Annotated in this window: 14 protein-coding genes; 5 read left to right on the top strand and 9 right to left on the bottom strand. The window is 68.7% G+C overall.

Features of this window, described 5'->3' with window-relative positions; translation table 11 throughout:
* The first annotated feature begins 996 nt into the window (after positions 1–996).
* The 3 genes from oxlT (at position 997) to AC3FMM_RS18810 (ending at position 4,136) form a co-directional block, all read left to right on the top strand.
* Entirely contained in the window at positions 997–2,319 is a 1,323-nt protein-coding gene (oxlT, locus tag AC3FMM_RS18820) for an oxalate/formate MFS antiporter (RefSeq protein WP_116314442.1), read from the top strand.
* Between the two features lie 157 nt (positions 2,320–2,476).
* Positions 2,477–3,304, top strand: a complete 828-nt coding sequence (locus AC3FMM_RS18815) for a helix-turn-helix domain-containing protein (protein WP_414248810.1) — start codon at positions 2,477–2,479, stop codon at positions 3,302–3,304.
* A gap of 82 nt (positions 3,305–3,386) precedes the next feature.
* Positions 3,387–4,136 carry a dienelactone hydrolase family protein gene (locus AC3FMM_RS18810; protein ID WP_115713247.1) on the top strand — a complete coding sequence of 250 codons (750 nt, stop codon included), beginning with the start codon at positions 3,387–3,389 and terminating at the stop codon, positions 4,134–4,136.
* 22 nt (positions 4,137–4,158) lie between these two features.
* On the opposite strand, the gene AC3FMM_RS18805 is transcribed toward AC3FMM_RS18810, so the two are convergent.
* Positions 4,159–4,710: an RNA polymerase factor sigma-70 gene (locus tag AC3FMM_RS18805; RefSeq protein WP_488687267.1), complete on the bottom strand. Its 552-nt coding sequence runs from the start codon at positions 4,708–4,710 to the stop codon at positions 4,159–4,161.
* A 221-nt stretch (positions 4,711–4,931) separates the two neighbouring features.
* Here AC3FMM_RS18805 and AC3FMM_RS18800 point away from each other — a divergent pair, with 221 nt between their 5' ends.
* A complete protein-coding gene (locus tag AC3FMM_RS18800; protein ID WP_488687266.1) occupies positions 4,932–5,705 on the top strand; it encodes a 4'-phosphopantetheinyl transferase family protein in 774 nt (257 codons plus the stop codon).
* On the opposite strand, the gene AC3FMM_RS18795 is transcribed toward AC3FMM_RS18800, so the two are convergent.
* The 4 genes from AC3FMM_RS18795 to AC3FMM_RS18780 form a co-directional block, all read right to left on the bottom strand.
* The gene (locus AC3FMM_RS18795) at positions 5,669–7,027 is read right to left on the bottom strand and encodes a lysine N(6)-hydroxylase/L-ornithine N(5)-oxygenase family protein (RefSeq protein WP_115713250.1); all 1,359 of its coding nucleotides are present in this window, start codon (positions 7,025–7,027) and stop codon (positions 5,669–5,671) included. The two genes, AC3FMM_RS18800 and AC3FMM_RS18795, sit on opposite strands and share 37 nt — an antisense overlap.
* Positions 7,024–8,094, bottom strand: a complete 1,071-nt coding sequence (locus AC3FMM_RS18790; RefSeq protein WP_488687265.1) for a GNAT family N-acetyltransferase — start codon at positions 8,092–8,094, stop codon at positions 7,024–7,026. The genes AC3FMM_RS18795 and AC3FMM_RS18790 overlap by 4 nt, the downstream gene beginning before the upstream one ends.
* Positions 8,095–8,155: 61 nt before the next feature.
* Positions 8,156–9,181 carry an alpha/beta hydrolase gene (locus tag AC3FMM_RS18785; protein WP_488687264.1) on the bottom strand — a complete coding sequence of 342 codons (1,026 nt, stop codon included), beginning with the start codon at positions 9,179–9,181 and terminating at the stop codon, positions 8,156–8,158.
* 25 nt (positions 9,182–9,206) lie between these two features.
* Positions 9,207–10,847, bottom strand: a complete 1,641-nt coding sequence (locus AC3FMM_RS18780) for a cyclic peptide export ABC transporter (RefSeq protein ID WP_488687263.1) — start codon at positions 10,845–10,847, stop codon at positions 9,207–9,209.
* A gap of 154 nt (positions 10,848–11,001) precedes the next feature.
* Between AC3FMM_RS18780 and fhuF the strand changes: the two genes are divergently transcribed.
* The gene (gene fhuF / locus AC3FMM_RS18775) at positions 11,002–11,793 is read left to right on the top strand and encodes a siderophore-iron reductase FhuF (protein ID WP_414248816.1); all 792 of its coding nucleotides are present in this window, start codon (positions 11,002–11,004) and stop codon (positions 11,791–11,793) included.
* Here fhuF and AC3FMM_RS18770 read toward each other — a convergent pair.
* The 4 genes from AC3FMM_RS18770 to AC3FMM_RS18755 form a co-directional block, all read right to left on the bottom strand.
* Positions 11,735–11,929, bottom strand: coding sequence for a hypothetical protein (locus AC3FMM_RS18770; RefSeq protein WP_115713255.1), 195 nt, complete (start codon positions 11,927–11,929; stop codon positions 11,735–11,737). The genes fhuF and AC3FMM_RS18770 overlap by 59 nt on opposite strands.
* Positions 11,926–13,086, bottom strand: coding sequence for a PepSY-associated TM helix domain-containing protein (locus AC3FMM_RS18765; RefSeq protein ID WP_414248817.1), 1,161 nt, complete (start codon positions 13,084–13,086; stop codon positions 11,926–11,928). The genes AC3FMM_RS18770 and AC3FMM_RS18765 overlap by 4 nt, the downstream gene beginning before the upstream one ends.
* A gap of 96 nt (positions 13,087–13,182) precedes the next feature.
* Positions 13,183–15,312, bottom strand: coding sequence for a TonB-dependent siderophore receptor (locus tag AC3FMM_RS18760; RefSeq protein WP_240987829.1), 2,130 nt, complete (start codon positions 15,310–15,312; stop codon positions 13,183–13,185).
* 177 nt (positions 15,313–15,489) lie between these two features.
* Positions 15,490–18,104: amino acid adenylation domain-containing protein (locus AC3FMM_RS18755; protein ID WP_488687262.1), on the bottom strand; the 2,615-nt coding region annotated here is incomplete at its 5' end.

The following is an 18,104-nucleotide window of genomic DNA, read 5'->3' as shown; positions in this document are numbered from 1 at the left end:
CTACCGGACTTACCAAAACATCTACTTCGCGCCGGATTTTTGGCAATTTCATCTATGAAGCCGGCGCGCCACCGGGGCAGGCCAGCCGGCCAGCAGACCGGCTTTACGAGGCGCTCTACTGCGCTTGCTGTTTTGTCTATTCCAGGCGCAGGCGATGACGTTTTCGTCTACATGGGTCAACCGGCGCCGCCAGCGGCCAAGGACTTGTAAATGTCACCTGAAAATGACAGCCTTGTCATAATCAAGCCGTATTGCCACATAATCGCCGGCATGGCCCAAGGAGTAGCTCAGGGTTTTCTCTGAGTTTGCCAATTAATCGGCGTAAAACCCATTTCGGTTATTTGACCAACTCCATTTATCGCCTATAACTGCAACTACATGTTGCGGCCGATGTCACGCACCATGCCTCAGCCCGCCAGGTTCGCCTGCGGGCATTTTTTTTATATGTCGGCACGAGATTAATCGGAGGCATTTAGCCTGAATCTGCCGGGGCGGCGGGGGATAATCATGACAATTCTGTCATCATGACGCTGCCGTCATCATGACAATGTTGTAATGATAATGCGCCATTGTGACCGCGTCGGATTCAGAAGCAATACTCATTGATGTCGGAGGGTGCGCCGGATTTCCCCGCCAGCAAAGGGATTGAAGCCGGCGGGCGCTACCGCCGCCAGGTTTTGCATACAGCTTCTGATGCGGTTTTGTCGTGAATATCAGGCGCCCATCCATGGCCCGCATTAATTCAGTGAAAACCCTGCCCCGGCTTTCGCTTGACTTCGTTGATATATCACATACTGTGTATCCCATCGCCGCTCCTAGTTTGTGAGAGAGGTGAGGGCGGAGACCTCAGGTCGCGTCGTGATAAGAGGCAAACAAATGCCAATGACATTAGGAGACATGAAATGCCAGCAGCCATCCCTAAGCTGAGGCGCAGCGCGACCGTATATTCCTCCGCCCTGTCGCGAGTTAATGGCCAATCTATTCAAGGAGCGCGCAATGAGTAATCCATCGGCAATGGGGATGGGCGTCAATCACCAGGTCCCGGAAGGTACACGCTGGATGCAGCTGATCGTGGGGGTGATCTGCATGATCGCCACCGCCAACATCCAGTACGCCTGGACCCTGTTCGTCCCGGAGATCCAGGACACCTACGGCTGGTCCCGCGCCAGCATCCAGATCGCGTTTACCGTCTTTGTGCTGGTGCAGACCTGGCTGGCACCGATCGAAGGCTACTTTATCGACAAGTTCGGGCCACGCATGATGGTGGCGTTCGGCGCGGTGTTCATCGGCGCGGCCTGGTGCATCAACTCGCAGGCGACCACGCTGATGGGCTTCTACGTCGGCGCGGCGGTGGGCGGGCTGGGCGTGGGCTCGATCTACGCCACCTGCATCAACAACGCCCTCAAGTGGTTCCCGGACCGCCGCGGCCTGGCCGTGGGCCTGACCGCCGGCGGCTACGGCGCGGGCTCGGCGGCAACCATCCTGCCGATCGCGGCGATGATCGAGTCGCAGGGCTTCCAGCACACCTTCCTGTTCTTCGGCCTGCTGCAGGGTTCGCTCGCCTTCGTCGCGGCGTGGTTCCTGCGTTCGCCCAAGTCGCATGAAGTCAAGGCGTCGGCCAAGCTGGTCCAGGCCACGCGCGACTACACGCTCAAGGAAGCGCTGTGCACCAAGCTGTTCTGGCTGATGCTGATCATGTTCGTGCTGGTGGTCACCGGCGGCATGATGGCCGTGGCGCAGCTGGGCGTGATCGCCAAGGACCTCGGCGTGAAGGAGTTCAAGGTCGACCTCCACTTCTTCGTGATGGCCGCGCTGCCGCTGGCGCTGATGCTGGACCGGATCATGAACGGGATCTCGCGTCCGCTGTTCGGCTGGATCTCGGACAACATTGGCCGCGAAAAGACCATGGTGATCGCCTTCACGCTGGAAGGGCTGGGCATCATCGCGCTGGGCTACTTCGGCAGCAACCCGTACGCGTTCCTGATCCTGTCCGGCGTGGTGTTCCTGGCCTGGGGCGAGGTCTACTCGCTGTTCTCGGCGCTCGCCGGCGATGCCTTCGGCACCAAGCACATCGGCAAGATCTACGGCGTGCTCTACACCGCCAAGGGTATCGGCGCACTGTTCGTGCCGATCGGCAACCTGATGATGGAAGCGACCGGCACCTGGTCCACCGTGCTCTACACGGTGGCAGCGATGGACCTGACCGCGGCCTTCCTGGCGATCATGGTGCTGCGGCCGGTGCTGAAGAGCCACGTTGCCAACGCCCGGAGCCTGTTCTCGAAGGAGGCGGCGGCAGCCGGATCGCAGGTACCGGCCTGAGCGGGGATGACGGCGGCGACGCCAGTCATTGCAGGGCTTTCGCAGCAACAAAAGGCGGGCTTCGTCGGAAGCCCGCTTTTTTCATGGGGCCGGGTGTTTGCGACGGCAGCGGGGCGCCTGTGATAAAGGTATGCCCGTGCCCACCCCAGCGCCTCCCATGCGCGCCGCCGTCATGTTCCAGGTCCTCGCCCCGTGCCCATCCCTGACGCCCTATGTCGACGGCTACTGGTTCGTACAGGACCTGGAAGGCGCCTACGCCGGCAGCGATATCACCACCTGTCCGTACCCCGGTGCGGTGCTGTCGGTCAACTTCGGCCGTCCGAACGCGATGGTGGGCGGCCCTGCCGTGCCGACGGTGTCGCTGCTGGGCTTGCAGTCGGCCAGCCGGCGCTGGCAGTCGTGGTCCGATACGTACTTCGTCATGGCCATGCTCAGCGGCGCCGGGCTGGCGCGGCTGTTTCCCGGCGTCGGGCCTGAGTGCAAGGACCAGTTGCTGGACCTCGCGGGGTACCTGGGAGACCGGGCCAGCCATGCGCTCAGCGCCGACCTTAGCGCCGCCTGGATGCCGGCACGGATCGTTGCCCGGCTCGATGCGTGGCTGCTGCGGCGGCTCGCGGCGCTGCGGGAGCCGGCGGCGCTGCAATCGATGCGCGCGGCCCACGCGCTGTTGCGCGAGGGGCGGCAGGTACAGGAAGTCGCCAGCCTGATGGCGGTCAGCCGGCGCCAGCTGAACCGCTGGTTCGCGCAGCAGCTGGGGCTGGGGCCAAAGCAGCTGATGGAGCTGGAACGCCTGCAGCACAGCATCCAGGCACTGCAGCGCGGCACGGGCGATGCGCTGGACGGCTACAGCGACCAGGCCCACCAGATCCGCGCATGGCGCCGCCGCATGGCGCAGACGCCGGGCACGTATGCGCGCAGCGGTCAGTCACCGCTGGCGGTGTCCTTCGGGCAGCGTCCGGCCGGCGCGCCGGCCTTTTATCTCTGAGCGGCGCGTGCCAGCCACGTCCCAAACGTTCAATACAGCGTTTGCGCGCAGCGCCATGCTGGCCGCCTGAATGGAGGAAACCATGAACGCTGCAGAGTTGCCGCCGGAGCGCGGCTTGATCACCTACACGGATGGCACCACGGTCTTCGAGGGCTACCTCGCCAGGCCTGCCGGCATGGCCGCGTCACGCACGCCGTGCGTGGTGCTGGCCCATGAGTGGAGCGGCCTGAACGCGGCGATGCGCCGCTGCGCCGACCGCTTTGCGGCACTGGGCTATCTGTGCTTTGCCGCCGACGTGTACGGCAAGGGCGTGCGCGGCGACGAGCGGGGCGACAACGCGCACCTGATGGACCCGCTGCTGGCCGACCGCCGGCTGCTGCGGCAGCGGCTGCTGGCCGGGTTTGAAGCGGCCAGGCGACTGCCGGACGTAGATCCGGGGCGGATGGCCGCGGTGGGGTACTGCTTCGGTGGCCTGTGCGCGCTGGACCTGGCGCGCGCCGCCGCGCCCGGGCTGGTGGCCGCGGCCAGCTTCCACGGCGTGCTGCAGCCCCCGCGGCTCGGCCCGCAAGGTCCCATCGGTGCCAGCGTGCTGCTGCTGCATGGCTGGGAAGACCCCGTGGCGCCGCCGGCGGACGTGCTCGCCATCGCCACCGAGCTGACACAGGCCGGAGCCGACTGGCAACTGCATGCCTATGGCCATGCGCGCCATGCGTTTACTTTCGAGGGCGCCAACTTCCCGGAGCGGGGCATTGTCTATGACGCCGCGGCCGACCGGCGCTCGTGGGCGGCATGCGCGGCGTTCCTGGCCGAGCGGTTCGCGGCATCGGCCTAGCGGCAGGACCGGCGCCGCACGGTCAGATCGCCTGTTGCCGTGTCAGCCTGGCGCGGCAATGGATGCAGGCGTCGCGCACCATGAAATTCACCAGCGTCGGCGAGACCCCCAGCTCCGACGCGATCTGCTTCTGCGTCATGCCCTGCAGGCGGCACATCTCGAAGGCGCGCCGGGTGCGTTCGGGCAGTTCCGCCAGCGCGCCGGCCAGCGCGCACAGCGCCTGCCGGTCCATCGCGATGATGTCGGGTGTTGTCGTCGGCGAAGGGGCGTTGATGCCTTCGTCTTCGGGGGCCATCCATTTCTGCTCCAGCGTCTGCCGGCGGTAGGTGTCGATGGCGAGGTTGCGCACCACCTGGAACAGGTAGCTGAGCCGGCAGCGGATCGATGGTTCGTCGGCCATGCCGCGCAGGCGCAGGAAGGCGTCCTGGACCACGTCCTCGGCCTGGTCGCGGGTGCCTACGATGCGGGCGGCGGCACCCACCAGGGCGCGCCGGTTGGCTACGAATAATCCGAGCAGGGAGTCCCCGGCCAGCACGGGGGCGGGGCGTAAGCCTGGGTCGGTGATGGAAATCATGCGGGCGGCTCCTCGGATTGCTGCAGTGCGGAGTCGTACGGTAATACGAATGCGAATGATTCGCAATAAAGAAAAACGTAACGCAGATGTTATCGGGATTGAAATTAATGCCACGGTTTCGGGATACGAGAGAAATTAAATTTCCCGGGGGATGCTTCGTCTAGGTGCGAGCCCCGTTGGCGCTAGGCGGTTTCCCAGTCCGGTGCAGGCTCCCTAAATCCTTGCCGCCGCCATTCGTCCTGACTCGGATGGACTGTCCAAAACTTCGCCAAGCCGGGTTTCCACGCCGCCTCCCGGCGCCGCTGCCGCAGTTGTGGCTATGGCAGGTGGATCTGGCCGATCCGGTGCATGCGGCGGCGATTGCGGCAGCCAGCTGCCTTTGCCCTGCCGAGCAGGCGCACTGCGCCACGCTGCGGCAAGCCGCTGACCGCCGGCGTTTCACGGGCGCGCGCGTGGCCTTGCGAACCGTGCTGGCGCAGCGGCTGGATTGCCTGCCGTCCACCCTGCGTTTCCGCACGGGCAGCCACGGCAAGCCTTATCTCGAGGGCATCGCGGCACCGGTGTTCAACGTCGCGCATGCGGGGGACTACGCGTGGATTGCGCTGGCGGAGGCAGGCGGGCAGGTCGGCGTCGATATCGAGCGGATCGATCCGGCCCTGGGGCGGGCGGCGATGCGCGAGCTGGCCGCGCACTGCCTCACGCCGCGCGAGCGCGCGTGGCTGGCGCTGCTGCCGGCCGACGCCTGGCCGCGCGCGTTTTTCCTGCTATGGACGGCCAAGGAGGCCCTGCTGAAGGCGCTGGGCCTGGGGATCGCCGACCACCTGCAGCATGTGTCGGTGGTGGCGGATGGGCGGGGCGGCGCGGGCCGCCTTGCCGTGGTGCCGGAAGCCGGCCAGCTCGCCGGGCATGCGGCGGCACTTGCCCGGATGCGGCTGTACCGGCTTGCGGCTCCGGACGGCTACGCGGCGGCGATCGCCTGGGTGCCGCCCGCCTGAGCCGGCTGGGCCATCCAGGGGCGCTCGCCGGCCAGCGCGTCGTGGATGTCGCTGGCGATTTCCTCGGCGCGCGCTGGCAGCACCGACAGCAGCGTGTCGCTGAGGCCGTGGCTGCTCTGGCAGAAGCCCTGCAGGTACACCGGCACCGCCAGTTCCGGCGCTGCCAGCACGCGATAATTGCGGTCCACGCTGAAGTCGCCCAGGTAGCGGGCCAGCGGCGCCAGCAGCCGGCGATGGCTTTCGCGCTCATAGCCAGTGGCCAGCACCACCGCGTCGTAACGGCGTGTGTCGGTGTCGGCCGGCGCGCCCGGCGCCGTGACGGCAATGGCCAGCTCGATGCCGCCGGCGCCGCATTGCGCGGCCTGCACCGCCTTGCCGGTCAGCAGGTTGACGCGGAACTGCCCGCACACCTTCTGGCGGTACAGCATGGCGTAGATCTGGTCGATCAGGTTGGCGTCGATGACCGAGTAGTTGGTGTTCAGGTATTCGTCGATCAGCCGGTCGCGGCCCGCCTGCGCCTGTTCGAACACCACATCGGTATAGGCCGGCGCGAAGATCTCGTTGACGAAGGGGCTGTCGTCGGCCGGCTTCAGCGCCGCGCCGCGGATGATCCAGTCCACTTTGGCCGAAGGATAGTTGTCGTGCAGGTCGATAAAGGCCTCGGCGGCGCTCTGTCCGGCGCCGATCACGGCGATGCGCATCGGCTTGCCGCTGGCGCAGGGCTGCGTGCCGATCCAGTTGAGGTAGCCGCTGTGGTGGGTCAGGCGCGGATCGCCGCGCAGGCCGGCGAAGGCTTCCGGAATGCGCGGCGTGCCGCCGGTCGACAACACGATGGCGCGCGCCAGCCGGGTGCGTTCGCGCCCCTGCGCATCGACCGACACCACCCGCACGCGCCCGATGCGCCCGCCCAGGGCTTCCGGCTCGATCCGCGCCACTTCCTCGCCGTGGCTGCATTGCCCGGCAAAGTGGCTGGCGGCCCAGCGCAGGTAGTCGTTGTACTCCATGCGGCTGGGGTAGAACGTGCGCAGGTTGATGAAATCGACCAGCCGCCCGTGGCGGTGCAGGTAGTTGATGAAGCTGTAGGGGCTGGTCGGGTTGCGCATCGACACCAGGTCCTTCAGGAACGAGATCTGCATCTCGCTCTGGGCCACCAGGGTATTGCCATGCCACTGGTAGTCCTGCTGCTTCTCGATGAAGTGCGCGTCGAGCGGGCGGCCGGCCGCGGCCTGCTCCTGCAGCGCGATCGCCAGGGCCAGGTTGGAGGGGCCGAAGCCGATGCCGATCAGGTCATGGGTGGCCGGGGAAATCTCGCGTAGCGTCATGGGTTCGGTCCTTGCTGAGCAGTCGAAGAAGAGGCCAGGGAGGGGAGCAGCAGGTGTTCGCCAAAGAAGCGCTCGCGCAGCAGCATCACCAGCATGGCGCGCTTGTGCGGGAAGTCGAACTCCTTGACCTTGGAAAAGCCGGCCTTGTCGAGGTTGGCAATCTGGCGCACATGGTCCGCGCGCGGCTCGCCCACGATGCGCTGGGTGCGCGGATCGTCGAGGAACTGGTAGTGCTGGATCGCGGGAAACCATGCGGTCAGGAAGGCCTTGCCGCGGAATGCCGGCTCGCCGATCAGCACGTGCCAGCCACGGTCGTGGTCGTGCGCGTCGTAGAACGGCGCGATGCGGTTCTCCTTGGCCCAGTACACCTCGAAGTAGCCAAACGGAGCATCGTCGAACGCGGCGATCAGCGGGATCATGTGCGGGTCGTCGATCAGCCCCTGCAGGTAGGCGCGATGTTTGGTCTCGTCGCCTTCCTCGTTCCAGAAGTACGCCACCTCGGGGTCGTTCATCCAGCGGTGCAGCAGGGGCAGGTCGAGCTCGAGCTCGGCGGCGCGCAGCGTCAGCGTGCGGTCCAGCCACGGGATATGGCGGGCATAGACCACGCCCTGCGGCTTGGGCGCGCGTTGCGGGTGGCGCTTGCCGTCGGTCAGCGCATAGCGCAACGGATACGGTCCGGCCGATGGCGCCAGGTAAAGCTCGGGGCGCTGCCACAGCAGCTCGGCATGGGCCACGCTGCCGCGCGCGCCGGACGCGTCGCGCACCAGCACGCCGAGCGCATGCAGCCGTCGCTCGGCGTCGCGGGACTCGAACTGGACGCGCAGCGCACGCGGCGCGCCGTGCGCGAACGCAGCGTCGAGCGCCGCCATCGCGGCATGCGCCAGCGCGGCGGCATCGGCCTCGGTATCGAGCAGACGCAGGGCGTCGCCGTCGAGCGCAAAACGGACCGGCGCGGCGGCGGCTTGCGTGACGGTAAGCTGCGCGCCGTCGAAGCGGCTTTCGCAACGCAGTGCGGCGTCCGCGGCGAAGGAAACGTGGCGAGGGAAGGGAGAGAGCGTAGACGGCATCGAAGTCCTGTGCAGGCGAAGCGAACGTTGCGGGCGGCGCACTGGGCGCTTTCCGTCATGCCTATCGAGACGAGGCAGCGGGCGCCGGATTTAGGTTCGCCGCGAGCGGGTGCGGGCGGCCCGGCAGGTTCCCGAATGCCTGCGCCAGTGCTTCCGCGATGTCTTCATGCGCTTGCGCGGCATCGGCCACCACATTGCCCATGCGCAGGAACTCATGGACCATGCCCGCATACTCGCGCACCGTAACCGGCACGCCGGCATCGGCCAGCTTGCGCGCGTAGGCGTGGCCCTCGTCGCGCAGCGGATCGCACTCTGCCAGCACCAGCAAGGCCGGCGCCACGCCGCGATGATCGGGCGCGAGCAGCGGCGCGAAGCGCCAGTCGCCCCGGTCGCCGGCATCGCGCAGGTACTGGCGGTAGAACCATTCGATGGTTTCGGTATCGAGCAGGTAGCCCTGCCCGTAGCGGCGGTGCGAATCGGTGTCGGTGCGCCCGCCCAGTCCCGCGTAGCACAGCACCTGCAGGCAGGGCTGCGGCAGCGCCGGGTTGTCGCGCGCGGCCAGTGCCAGCACCGCGCTGAGCGTGCCGCCGGCGCTGTCGCCGCCCACGGCAATGCGGGCCGGATCCAGTCCCAGCGTGGCGGCATGCGCGCCCAGCCACGCCAGCGCGTCGATGGCATCGTGGGCCGCGGTGGGGAAGCGATGCTCCGGCGCCAGCCGGTACGCCACCGACAGCACCGCGCAGGGCGTGCGCTGCGCCAGCGCGCTGCACAGCGCGGCATGCGAGTCCAGGCTGCCGACGGTGAAGCCGCCGCTATGGAAATGCAGCAGCACCGGCAGCGCCGGCCCGTCGCCGTGCGCGCGCGGCGCATAGAGCCGGGCATCGAGCTGCTGGCCGTCGCGGGTGGGGAGCAGCAGCGCTTCGACCCGCGCCAGCGGCTCGGGCGGCAGGTCCAGCGCGGCCGAGGCGGCGTCGAATTCGCGCCGCGCCTGCGCCGGCGTGAGTTGATGGATGACCGGGCGCTTGCCGGTCGCGGTGGCGATTTCCACCATGTCGAGCAGCGCTTCGAGATCGGGGTGCAGTGCCATGATCGATGCGGTTGGGAAAAAGGAGTCAGGCGGCGGACACTGCGGGCAGCGGCGTGGCGTCGTGCGGCGCGGCGTCGCCCGCAATCTGCCCGTTCTCGATCCTGACCACGCGGTCGGCCAGGCCGAAGTAGCGGTCGTCGTGCGAGATCACCAGCACCGCCTTGCCCTGCGCGCGCAGTTCCGGCAGCACCTCGCGATAGAAAATGTCCTTGAACAGCGGGTCCTGGTCGGCGGCCCACTCGTCGAGGATCAGCACCGGCCGGCGTTCCAGGCAGGCGACGATCAGCGCCAGCCGCTTGCGCTGGCCCTGCGACAGCGCCTGCGTGGTGAAGCGGCCGGCGCGCACGCTGACCTTGTGGCCGAGCCGGAAGCGCTCGATCAGCCGGTTGGCCACGGCCTCGTCCTGCGGATCGTGCGCGAGCAGCGTGTCGAACAGGTGGAAGTCCGAGAACACGGCCGAGAACAGCGCCCGGTAGTCGGCCAGCCGCGCCGGGTCGGCCGCCTTGCCGTTATGGAGCAGGCGGCCCGACAGCGGCGGGTACAGGCCCGCGACCAGCTTGGCCAGCGTGGTCTTGCCGCTGCCGTTGCCGCCCACCAGGAAGACGATCTCGCCGGCGCGCAGCACCAGGTCGACCGGTCCGAGCGCGAAGAAGGTGTTTTCGCCCTCGTGGAAATAGCGGTGGCTGGCGCCGTCGAGCGCGACCGACGAGAACGGCGCCGCGGGCGGGGCGCCCGGCGGCGCTTCGGGATCGGCATCGGCGCCCAGCGCTTCGATGCGCGCGTAGGCCACGCGCCCCATGCTCAGCGCCGGCAACGCGTTCAGCAGCGATTCCAGCGGCGACATGATGTAGAGGAACATGATGGTGAAACCCGTCATCACCGCCGGATCGAGCGGCGTTGCGCGCGGCGCGAACAGCACGCCGCCGATGACCGCGAAAAACAGGAAGCTGCCGAACCCCAGCGCCACGAAAAATATCGACAGGCCGCGCGTGCGCGCCGCGCGCACCGCTTCCAGCGTGGCGCCCAGGCTGTCGCGCAGGAAGCTGAGCTGTTTGTCATGGTTGAGCTTGAGTTCGCGCGCGCCGGACACCAGCGCCTTGAACTGGCCGTGCAGCGAGTCCTGGGCAATGCCGGCCTGCTTCAGGTGCACCAGCGCGCGGCGGTGGTTCAGGTGATAGATCCACGAGCCCACGCCCAGGATCGCGCAGGCAATGGCGAAGGTCGGCAAGGACAGCCAGGCCAGGTAACCCAGGCAGCCCAGCACCACCATGGCGTTGGTCAGCACCACGGGAATCACCGACAGGCCGTTGGCGACATGGGTGCTGTCGTCCGCCAGCGCCGCCTGCACGCGCGCATTGCCGGTCTGCTCGATATGCGGATAGGGCGCGCCGATAAAGCGCTCGCAGATCTGCGCGCGGATGCGCGCCAGCGCGCTCTGGCTGACGCGCACGAACAGGGTCGACGCCAGCGTGCGGCACGCCAGCACGGCGATCGCCAGCGCTGCGAACGGCAGCGCCAGCCGCGGCGCTTCGGCGCCCTGCGTGGCCAGCACGCGGTTGATCAGCGCCACCATGCTGACCGCGCACAGGCCGGCGGCCAGGCTGGCCGCGGCGGCCAGGACGATGGTAAGGCGCAGCGTGCGCGGCAGGGAGGCAAATAGCGTCATGCGGGCTTGGAGGGAGGGTCGTTACTGACCGGATGACGTGCGGCCGCCCGGGAAAATTAGCGGCAACCCGGCGCGCCGGTAATTTCCCGCCCGGCGCATTCGTCATGCGTGGTGCAGGCCCGCATCTGGCGCGGGTATGCGTACCAGGAACCCGATGATCGCTTTGCTTGCGCCGTTTTTTACCGGACCGCTGCGCCCGTTTGGCGAGCGCCTGGCCATTGCCGCGCAGTCGGCGCAGCCCTCAGTGCGCGCCATGGCGCTGGACCGCAGCTGGGCGGACGCCTGCCTGGCCAGCCTGGCGCAGGCGCTGGGCTGCGATGACCGGCGCGCGCTGGCCGCGGCATGGTTTCGGGACTACACCCTGGCGGTGCTGCCGGGCGCGCTGGTGGCCGCTACGCTGCATCGGCGCAGCCTGCCGTTCGATCATCCGGCCGTCAGATGGCAAGGCGCGGCGGACGGCCGGCTCGCCCGCCTGGTGCTGCCCGATGACGGCGCGCCGGCCGCGGCGACGCTGCCATGCCTGCTGTCGCCCTTGCTGGTGCGGCACCTGCCGCAGGTGGTGGCGGCGTTTGCCGCCGCCGCGCGCGTGTCGCCGCGGCTGCTCTGGTGTACTGGCGGCGTTGCCGCCGCCGGCGTGGCGCGGCAACTGGCCGCACATCCCGCGCTGGCCGCCGCGCCGCGGGCGGAAGTGCTGGCATGGAGCGGCAATGCCGTGTCCGCCGATGGCTTCGGCAATCCGTTCCACGGTGCCTTCCGTCCGGGCGCGGAGCCCGGGCTGCCCGGCGTGGCGGCGGTGCGGCGCATCTGCTGCCTGAACCACCGCTTGCCTGGCGAGGGGTATTGCGGCACGTGCCCGCTGGTGGCGGATGCGCGGGCACGCGCGCCGCTCAGCGCCGCGCAGACTGCTCCGGTGCGCGCCACTGCCGCCATAGCCAGCCCGCGGTGACCGCCACCGGCACGCCCAGGCCGATCCAGCACAGCGCATCCCACGCGCCGTCGCCAAAAATGCCGGCCGCCAGGCCGCCCAGCGACAGCGCGCCAAGCAGCACCGGCATCGGCCAGGTATCGTCGATCAGCTTCATGCCTGGTCTCCCGACAGTTGCGGCGGCAGCGGTGCGCGCGCTTCCTCGCGGCTGCGCCGCGGCCGCTTGAGCCAGAAGATCAGTCCGGTCACGGTGGCCCCCGCCGTGATCACGGTCAGCAACGCCCACAGGATCTGCAGCGGCCGGCCGGCATAGTCGCCAAAGTGGAAAGGCGCCGACAGCAGCAGCACCTGCAGGTACCACGGCATGCCGCGCACCGCGGCGACGCTGCCGTCGCCGGCGTCGACCAGCGCGATCGCATAGACGCGCTTCTGCAGCTCGGTATGGCCGCGCAGCACCACGCCGTAGTGGCGGCCGGTGGAGAACTCGGTGCCGGGGTAGAACACAAAGGCCGGATCCTTGCCCGGCACGGCCTGGTGGGCCGCCTCCAGCGCGCGGTCGACCGGCACCAGCTTTGGCGGTGTCGGGCCGGGCAGGGTGGCGATCAGGTGCTGCAGCTCGGTCTTCTGCCACAGCCCGATGATCAGCGGCGAGAACGACAGGAAGGTGCCGGTCAGCCCGACCACCAGGGCCCACACCATCACCACGATGCCGAACAGGTTGTGCAGGTCCGCCTGCACTACGCGCACCGGCTTGCCGAAGCGCACCAGCCCGAAGGCCAGCTTGCGCATGAAAGGCCCGTAGAGCACCAGGCCGCTGATCAGGCTGAGCGCGAACAGCACGCCGATAAAGCCGATGAAGAACTGGCCGGGCAGGCCCAGGAACAGGTTCAGGTGCAGCTTGAGGATAAAGCCGCTGACGGTCTCGCCGGCCGGGCCGGGCTTGCGCGGCGCGCCGGTGGCGGCATCGAACTGGACCGTGGTGCCGTGGCGCAACTTGGCCTCGCCGGGCGGGCCGACGCGCACGCCGACGGCATCGGCATCATCCTCGGCGAAGGCAATCGACTTGGGCGCCTGGCCAGGATGGGCGGCGCGCGCCGCATCGACCATGCCTTGCAGCGGCGGGCGCTGCGCCGGCACGGGCAGGGTGCGTTCGGCCGACACCAGGCCGTGGTGTTCCTGGCCGGCGAGCGCGTCGATGTCCTCGTGGAAGATCAGCAGCAGACCGGTGAGGCACAGCACCAGCAGGTTCAGGGTGCAGAGCAGGCTGGTCCAGCGGTGGATCGCGTACCAGAAGCGTAGCGTGGGGGCTTTCATGTGATGGGACTCCTGCAAGGCCGCGGCCCCGCACCCGTGTTGCGGGTGCGGGGCCGTGCCTGCCGCCATGGGTTGGCATGCCAGGCCATGCCCGGCTTACCAGCGGTACGTCACCGTGCCGATGATGGTGCGGCGGCGCCCGTAGTAGCAGTTGGTGGCGCTGTCGCATGCGGCGACGTAGGTCTTGTCGAACAGGTTGTTGACGTTCAGCCGCAGCGTGTAGTGCCGCGCAAACGAATAGCTCGCGGCCAGGTCGACCAGCGTGAAGCCGGGCACCTCGGTCACGTTGGTCTGGTCGTAGGTCTTGCTGACGTAGCGCACCCCGCCGCCCAGCCAGACGCCCGCCAGGAAGCCGCTGGAGAGCCGGTAATCCGCCCACAGCGAGGCCATGTGCCGCGGCACGTATTGCGGCGTCTTGCCGGCGTTGGGCGCGTTCGGGCCGGCCTTCGTGACCTCGGCGTCGGTGTACGTGTACGACGCCAGGATGTTGAAGTTGGGCGTGACCGACCACGTGCCTTCCAGTTCCACGCCGCGCGAGCGGACTTCACCCAGTTGCGACGAGAAGCCGCTGACCGGGGATGTCGTCAGCACGTTGGCCTGGGTCAGGTCGAACAGCGACAGCTGGGCAAAACTGCGGCTGCCCGCGGGCTGCCACTTCAGCCCGGCCTCGTATTGCTTGCCGGTGGTGGGCTGCGGCGTGCCGCCGCCGAACAGCGGCACGGCCGTGGCCGGCTCGAACGAGGTGGAATAGCTCACGTAGGGCGAAAGGCCGTACGGGCCTTCCCACAGCAGGCCGGCACGGCCGGTGAACTTGCCGTCGTCGCTGCCGGTGCGAGTGACCGCGTTGGTCGAGAGGGCGCGCGTGTCGGTGCTGACCTTGGCCTTGTCATAGCGCCCGGCCAGCTGCAGCATGAAGCGGTCGGAGATCCGCACCATGTCCTGCAGGTAGAAGCCGATCTGGCTGCGCGTGGTGTCTTCGTCGGTCTGGTAGTTCGGCGCGACAAAATTGCCGTAGACCGGGTTGAAGATATTCAGCGGCGGCTGGGCGGCCGGCGTGTTGCCGGTCAGGCCGCGCAGGCGGTCGAAGGTCGAGCGCGAGTAGTCGATGCCGGTCAGGATGGTATGGTCGAAGATGCCATGCCTGACCTTGATCTGCGCCTGGTTGTCGACCGTGAACAGGTCGAACGACTCGTTCGAGCGCAAGCCGATACGGCGCAGCAGGTAAGGGCCGTTGGGCGGATTCGCCACCAGCCCGCCGTTGCCGCCGATGTTCTCGTAGCTCACATACATGTGGCCGTAGCGCAGGTTCTGGCGCAGCGTCACCGTGTCGTTCAGGCGATGCGAGAATTCATAGCCCGCCAGGTACTGCTCGCGCTTGAAGCGGTCGAAGCCCGGCTCGCCCGTGAACAGGTCGGTCGGGATCCTGGAGCCGTTGGCCAGCGGCGTGATCGTGCCCAGCGCCGGCAGGAAATTGGCGCTGTTGCCGGCATTGTCGTGGTAGATCTGCGCGTAGGCCGTGAAGCTGGTGGCATCGGTGGGGCGCCAGGTGATCTGCGGCGCGATGAAGAAGCGGTCGTCGCCGGCCATATTGGTCTGCGTGCCGCTGTCGCGCGCCAGCGCGGTCAGGCGGTACAGCACCTTGCCGTCCTTGTCGAGTGCCCCGGTGAAGTCGCCGGAGACCTCCTTGCGGTCATAGTTGCCGAAGCTGAGGTTGATCTCGTTGGCGGTCTCCGCCTGCGGCCGCTTGCTGATCTGGTTGATCAGGCCGCCGGGCGAGGTCTGTCCGTACAGCACCGACGACGGACCGCGCACCACGTCGACGCGATCCAGGCTGTACGGCTCCAGTTCCCAGCCGCCGTAGCCGCCGGAAGCCGGCAGCTTCAGGCCGTCCCAGTACTGGCTGTTCTGGGACACGGTGAAACCGCGGATCATGTAGGTGCTGCGCCGCGTATCGACGATCGGCTCGGTGCGCACGCCGGCGCTGTAGCGCAGCGCTTCCTCGACCCGCTGCGCGCCCTGGGCGCGCATCTGGTCGGCGGTGATGACGCTGATCGACTGGGGCGTGTCGGCGATCGGCACGTCGGATTTGGTGGCGGACACCGACTTCTTGTTCGCCGGCCCGTAGTTCTCCACGCCGTCGGCGCGCACGCTCACGGTCGGCAGCTGTACCACGGCGGTGCTGCCCGCCTGCGCCGTGCCGCTGTCCTGCGCCTGCGCGCACTGCATGGAGACCGCCAGCGCCAGCGCCGTCAGCGCAAATGGTTGATGGCCTGGCCGACCCCGGCCCGCGCGACCCGTTCTACCCGTGTACATATTCCTCCTGGATTTCGGCTTTCTTGATTTCGGCCGTAGTGTAAATGCAAATCATTGTTATTTGCGTTAAAAAATTTCATTCGCAGCCTCCTACGTCGGGAGGGTGGCCCCTGTAGCCGGGTGCCGCGCTTCCGTGTCCGGCTCCGGGCGGGACTCGACGCTGCGCTGCAACTGCGCCAGCAAACGGGGGTCGCGGACGATGGCGTGGTGGTCCACGGCCTCCAGCACGGTCTCTTCGCGCGGCGCGCCCAGCCAGGCGGCCAGCCGCGCGGCTGCGCCGTCACGGCCGGTGCGCCACCAGACCGCACGGGGTGCCTGTACCACCGGTAACGCGCGCTGCGCCGCGGCCAGCAAGCCAAGCCGGTGCGCTGCCAGGAACATGTGGGCCAGCTCGTCGGCACCCAGCGTTGCCTGCGGCGCCGACGACGTTGCAATGCGCGGCGCCAGCAGGGCGCGTACGGCTTCTGCGTCGGGCTCGGGCGCGGCATTGGACGGCAGCGCCAGCGGTTCCGCAGCGGGCAACAGGCGATCGGCAAATGCCGCCAGGGCGGCGGGCCAGCCGGGCGCCGCGCCGGCGTGCGAACGCGCCTCCGGTACAAACGGATCGACCAGGCCCAGCCACTGGACCGTCTGCCCCTGTGCTTCCAGTTCGCGCGCCATCAGCGTGGCCAGCGCCGCGCCGAGCGACCAGCCCAGCAGCAAGTAAGGCCCTTGCGGCTGCGCCGCACGCCATTCCCGCACATAGTCCGCCGCGATCGATGCCAGCGAGGCATCGCGCCATGCCGGATCGGCCAGCGCGCGCGCCTGGAAGCCATAGACCGTGCGCTGCGTGCCCAATTGCGCGACGATGGCGTCGTAGTCAAATAAGGTGCCCAGCGCCGCATGGACGCAGGCCACCGGCGGCAGCGTGGCGCTTGCCGGTCCCGATGCGAGCACGCGCAGCGTGGCGGCGGGCATGGCGGCGGCAGGCTCGCCGTCCGGCAGCAACTGCCCGATGGTAGGCGTGCGCATCAGGTCGCGCAGCTTCAGGTCCAGCCCCAGCGCCCGGTTGGCGCGGACGCGGGAAATCACCTTCAGGCTCAGCAGTGAATCGCCGCCGAGCGCGAAGAAGTTGTCGTCCAGCCCCACCCGCGGCACGCCGAGCACGTCCTGCCATACCTGTGCGAGCCAGCGTTGCGCTTCGGTTCGGGGCGGCACATGCTGGTCTGACGCTTCCGCCCCGGGCGCCGGCAGGGCGCGGCGGTCGAGCTTGCCGTTGGGCGTCAGCGGCAAGGCATCGAGCACCACGAAGGCGGCTGGCACCATGTAGTCGGGCAGTTCCGCGGCGAGTGCGCTCCGCAGTTGCGCGCTATCGAGCATTGCGCCGGCAACGGGCACCACATACGCCACCAGCCGCGCCCCGGACGGTCCTTCGGCGGCGATCACCGCCGCGTTGGCGACACCGGACTGCGCTAGGATGCGCGCCTCGATCTCGCCCGGCTCGATGCGAAAGCCGCGGATCTTCAGCTGCTGGTCGATGCGGCCCAGGTATTCCAGCTCGCCGCCAGGCAGCCAGCGCGCCAGGTCGCCGGTGCGGTAAAGGCGCGCGCCATCGCCGGCGAACGGATCGGGCACGAAGCGTTCCGCGGTCATGCCGCCCTTGTTCAGGTAGCCGCGCGCCAGGCCTTCGCCGCCGATGTACAGCTCGCCGGCCACGCCCGGCGGCACCAGGTTCAGCTCGGCATCGAGCAGGTAGCAGCGGCGCGCGCCCACCGGGCGCCCGATCGGCGCGTAGGTGCCGGCGAAGCCGGCTGCGGGCGCATCGGCGCGCACCTTCCAGACCATCGGCGTGACCACGGTTTCGGTCGGGCCATAGCCGTTGATGAAGGTGCGCGGCGCCAGCGCGCGGCGCGCCTGCGCAAAGGCGGCGCGCGGCATGGCCTCGCCGCCGAAGGAGTAGAGCGCCACCGGCGGGCGCTCGCCGCTCTGTTCGCAGTACTCGGCCAGCTGGCGCAGATAGGCCGGCGGGAAGCCGGCGTTGGTGACGCCGTGGCGGGTCATGGCCGCGGCGGTCTGCTCGGGCGTCCACAGCGCATCGTCGCGCAGCAGCAGCGAGCCGCCGCAGGCAAGCGCGCACAGCCAGCGCTCGTGGGCGCCGTCAAAGGCGAACGAGAGGAAGTGCAGCTCGCGCGAATGCGGGCCCATCTCGTAGGCGTCGATGGTCGCGGCCACATGCATGGCCAGCGGTCCGTGCGCGACGCAAACACCCTTGGGCCGGCCGGTGGAGCCGGAGGTGTAGATCACGTAGGCAAGCTGGCCGGGGTGGACCGGCTGCTCGGGCAGCGGCGCGATGCCATCGGCGAGCGTATCCAGCGTCAGCACCGGCAGCGCCGCCGGCGCGGGCAGCGCGTCGAGCAGCGCCGGTTCGGTGACCAGCAGCCGGATGGCGCTGTCGTCGAACAGGTAGGCCAGCCGGTCCCTGGGATACGCCGGATCGAACGGCACGTAGGCGGCGCCGCAGCGCATCACCGCGAGCAACGCGACGACCAGGTCGGGCGAGCGCGACAGGGCGATGCCGACGCGATGCTCGGCGCCGATGCCGCGGGCGTGCAGCACGGCGGCGAGGCGGTCAGCGCGGGCCAGCAGTTCACCGTAGCGCAGCACCTGTTCGCCGCAGATCACGGCGACGGCATCGGGGCGCGCCGCCGCGTGGCGGGCGATGTGCG

Source organism: Cupriavidus sp. 207A1 (genome assembly GCF_057798955.1).
This window is presented reverse-complemented; position numbering and strand designations above follow the sequence as displayed.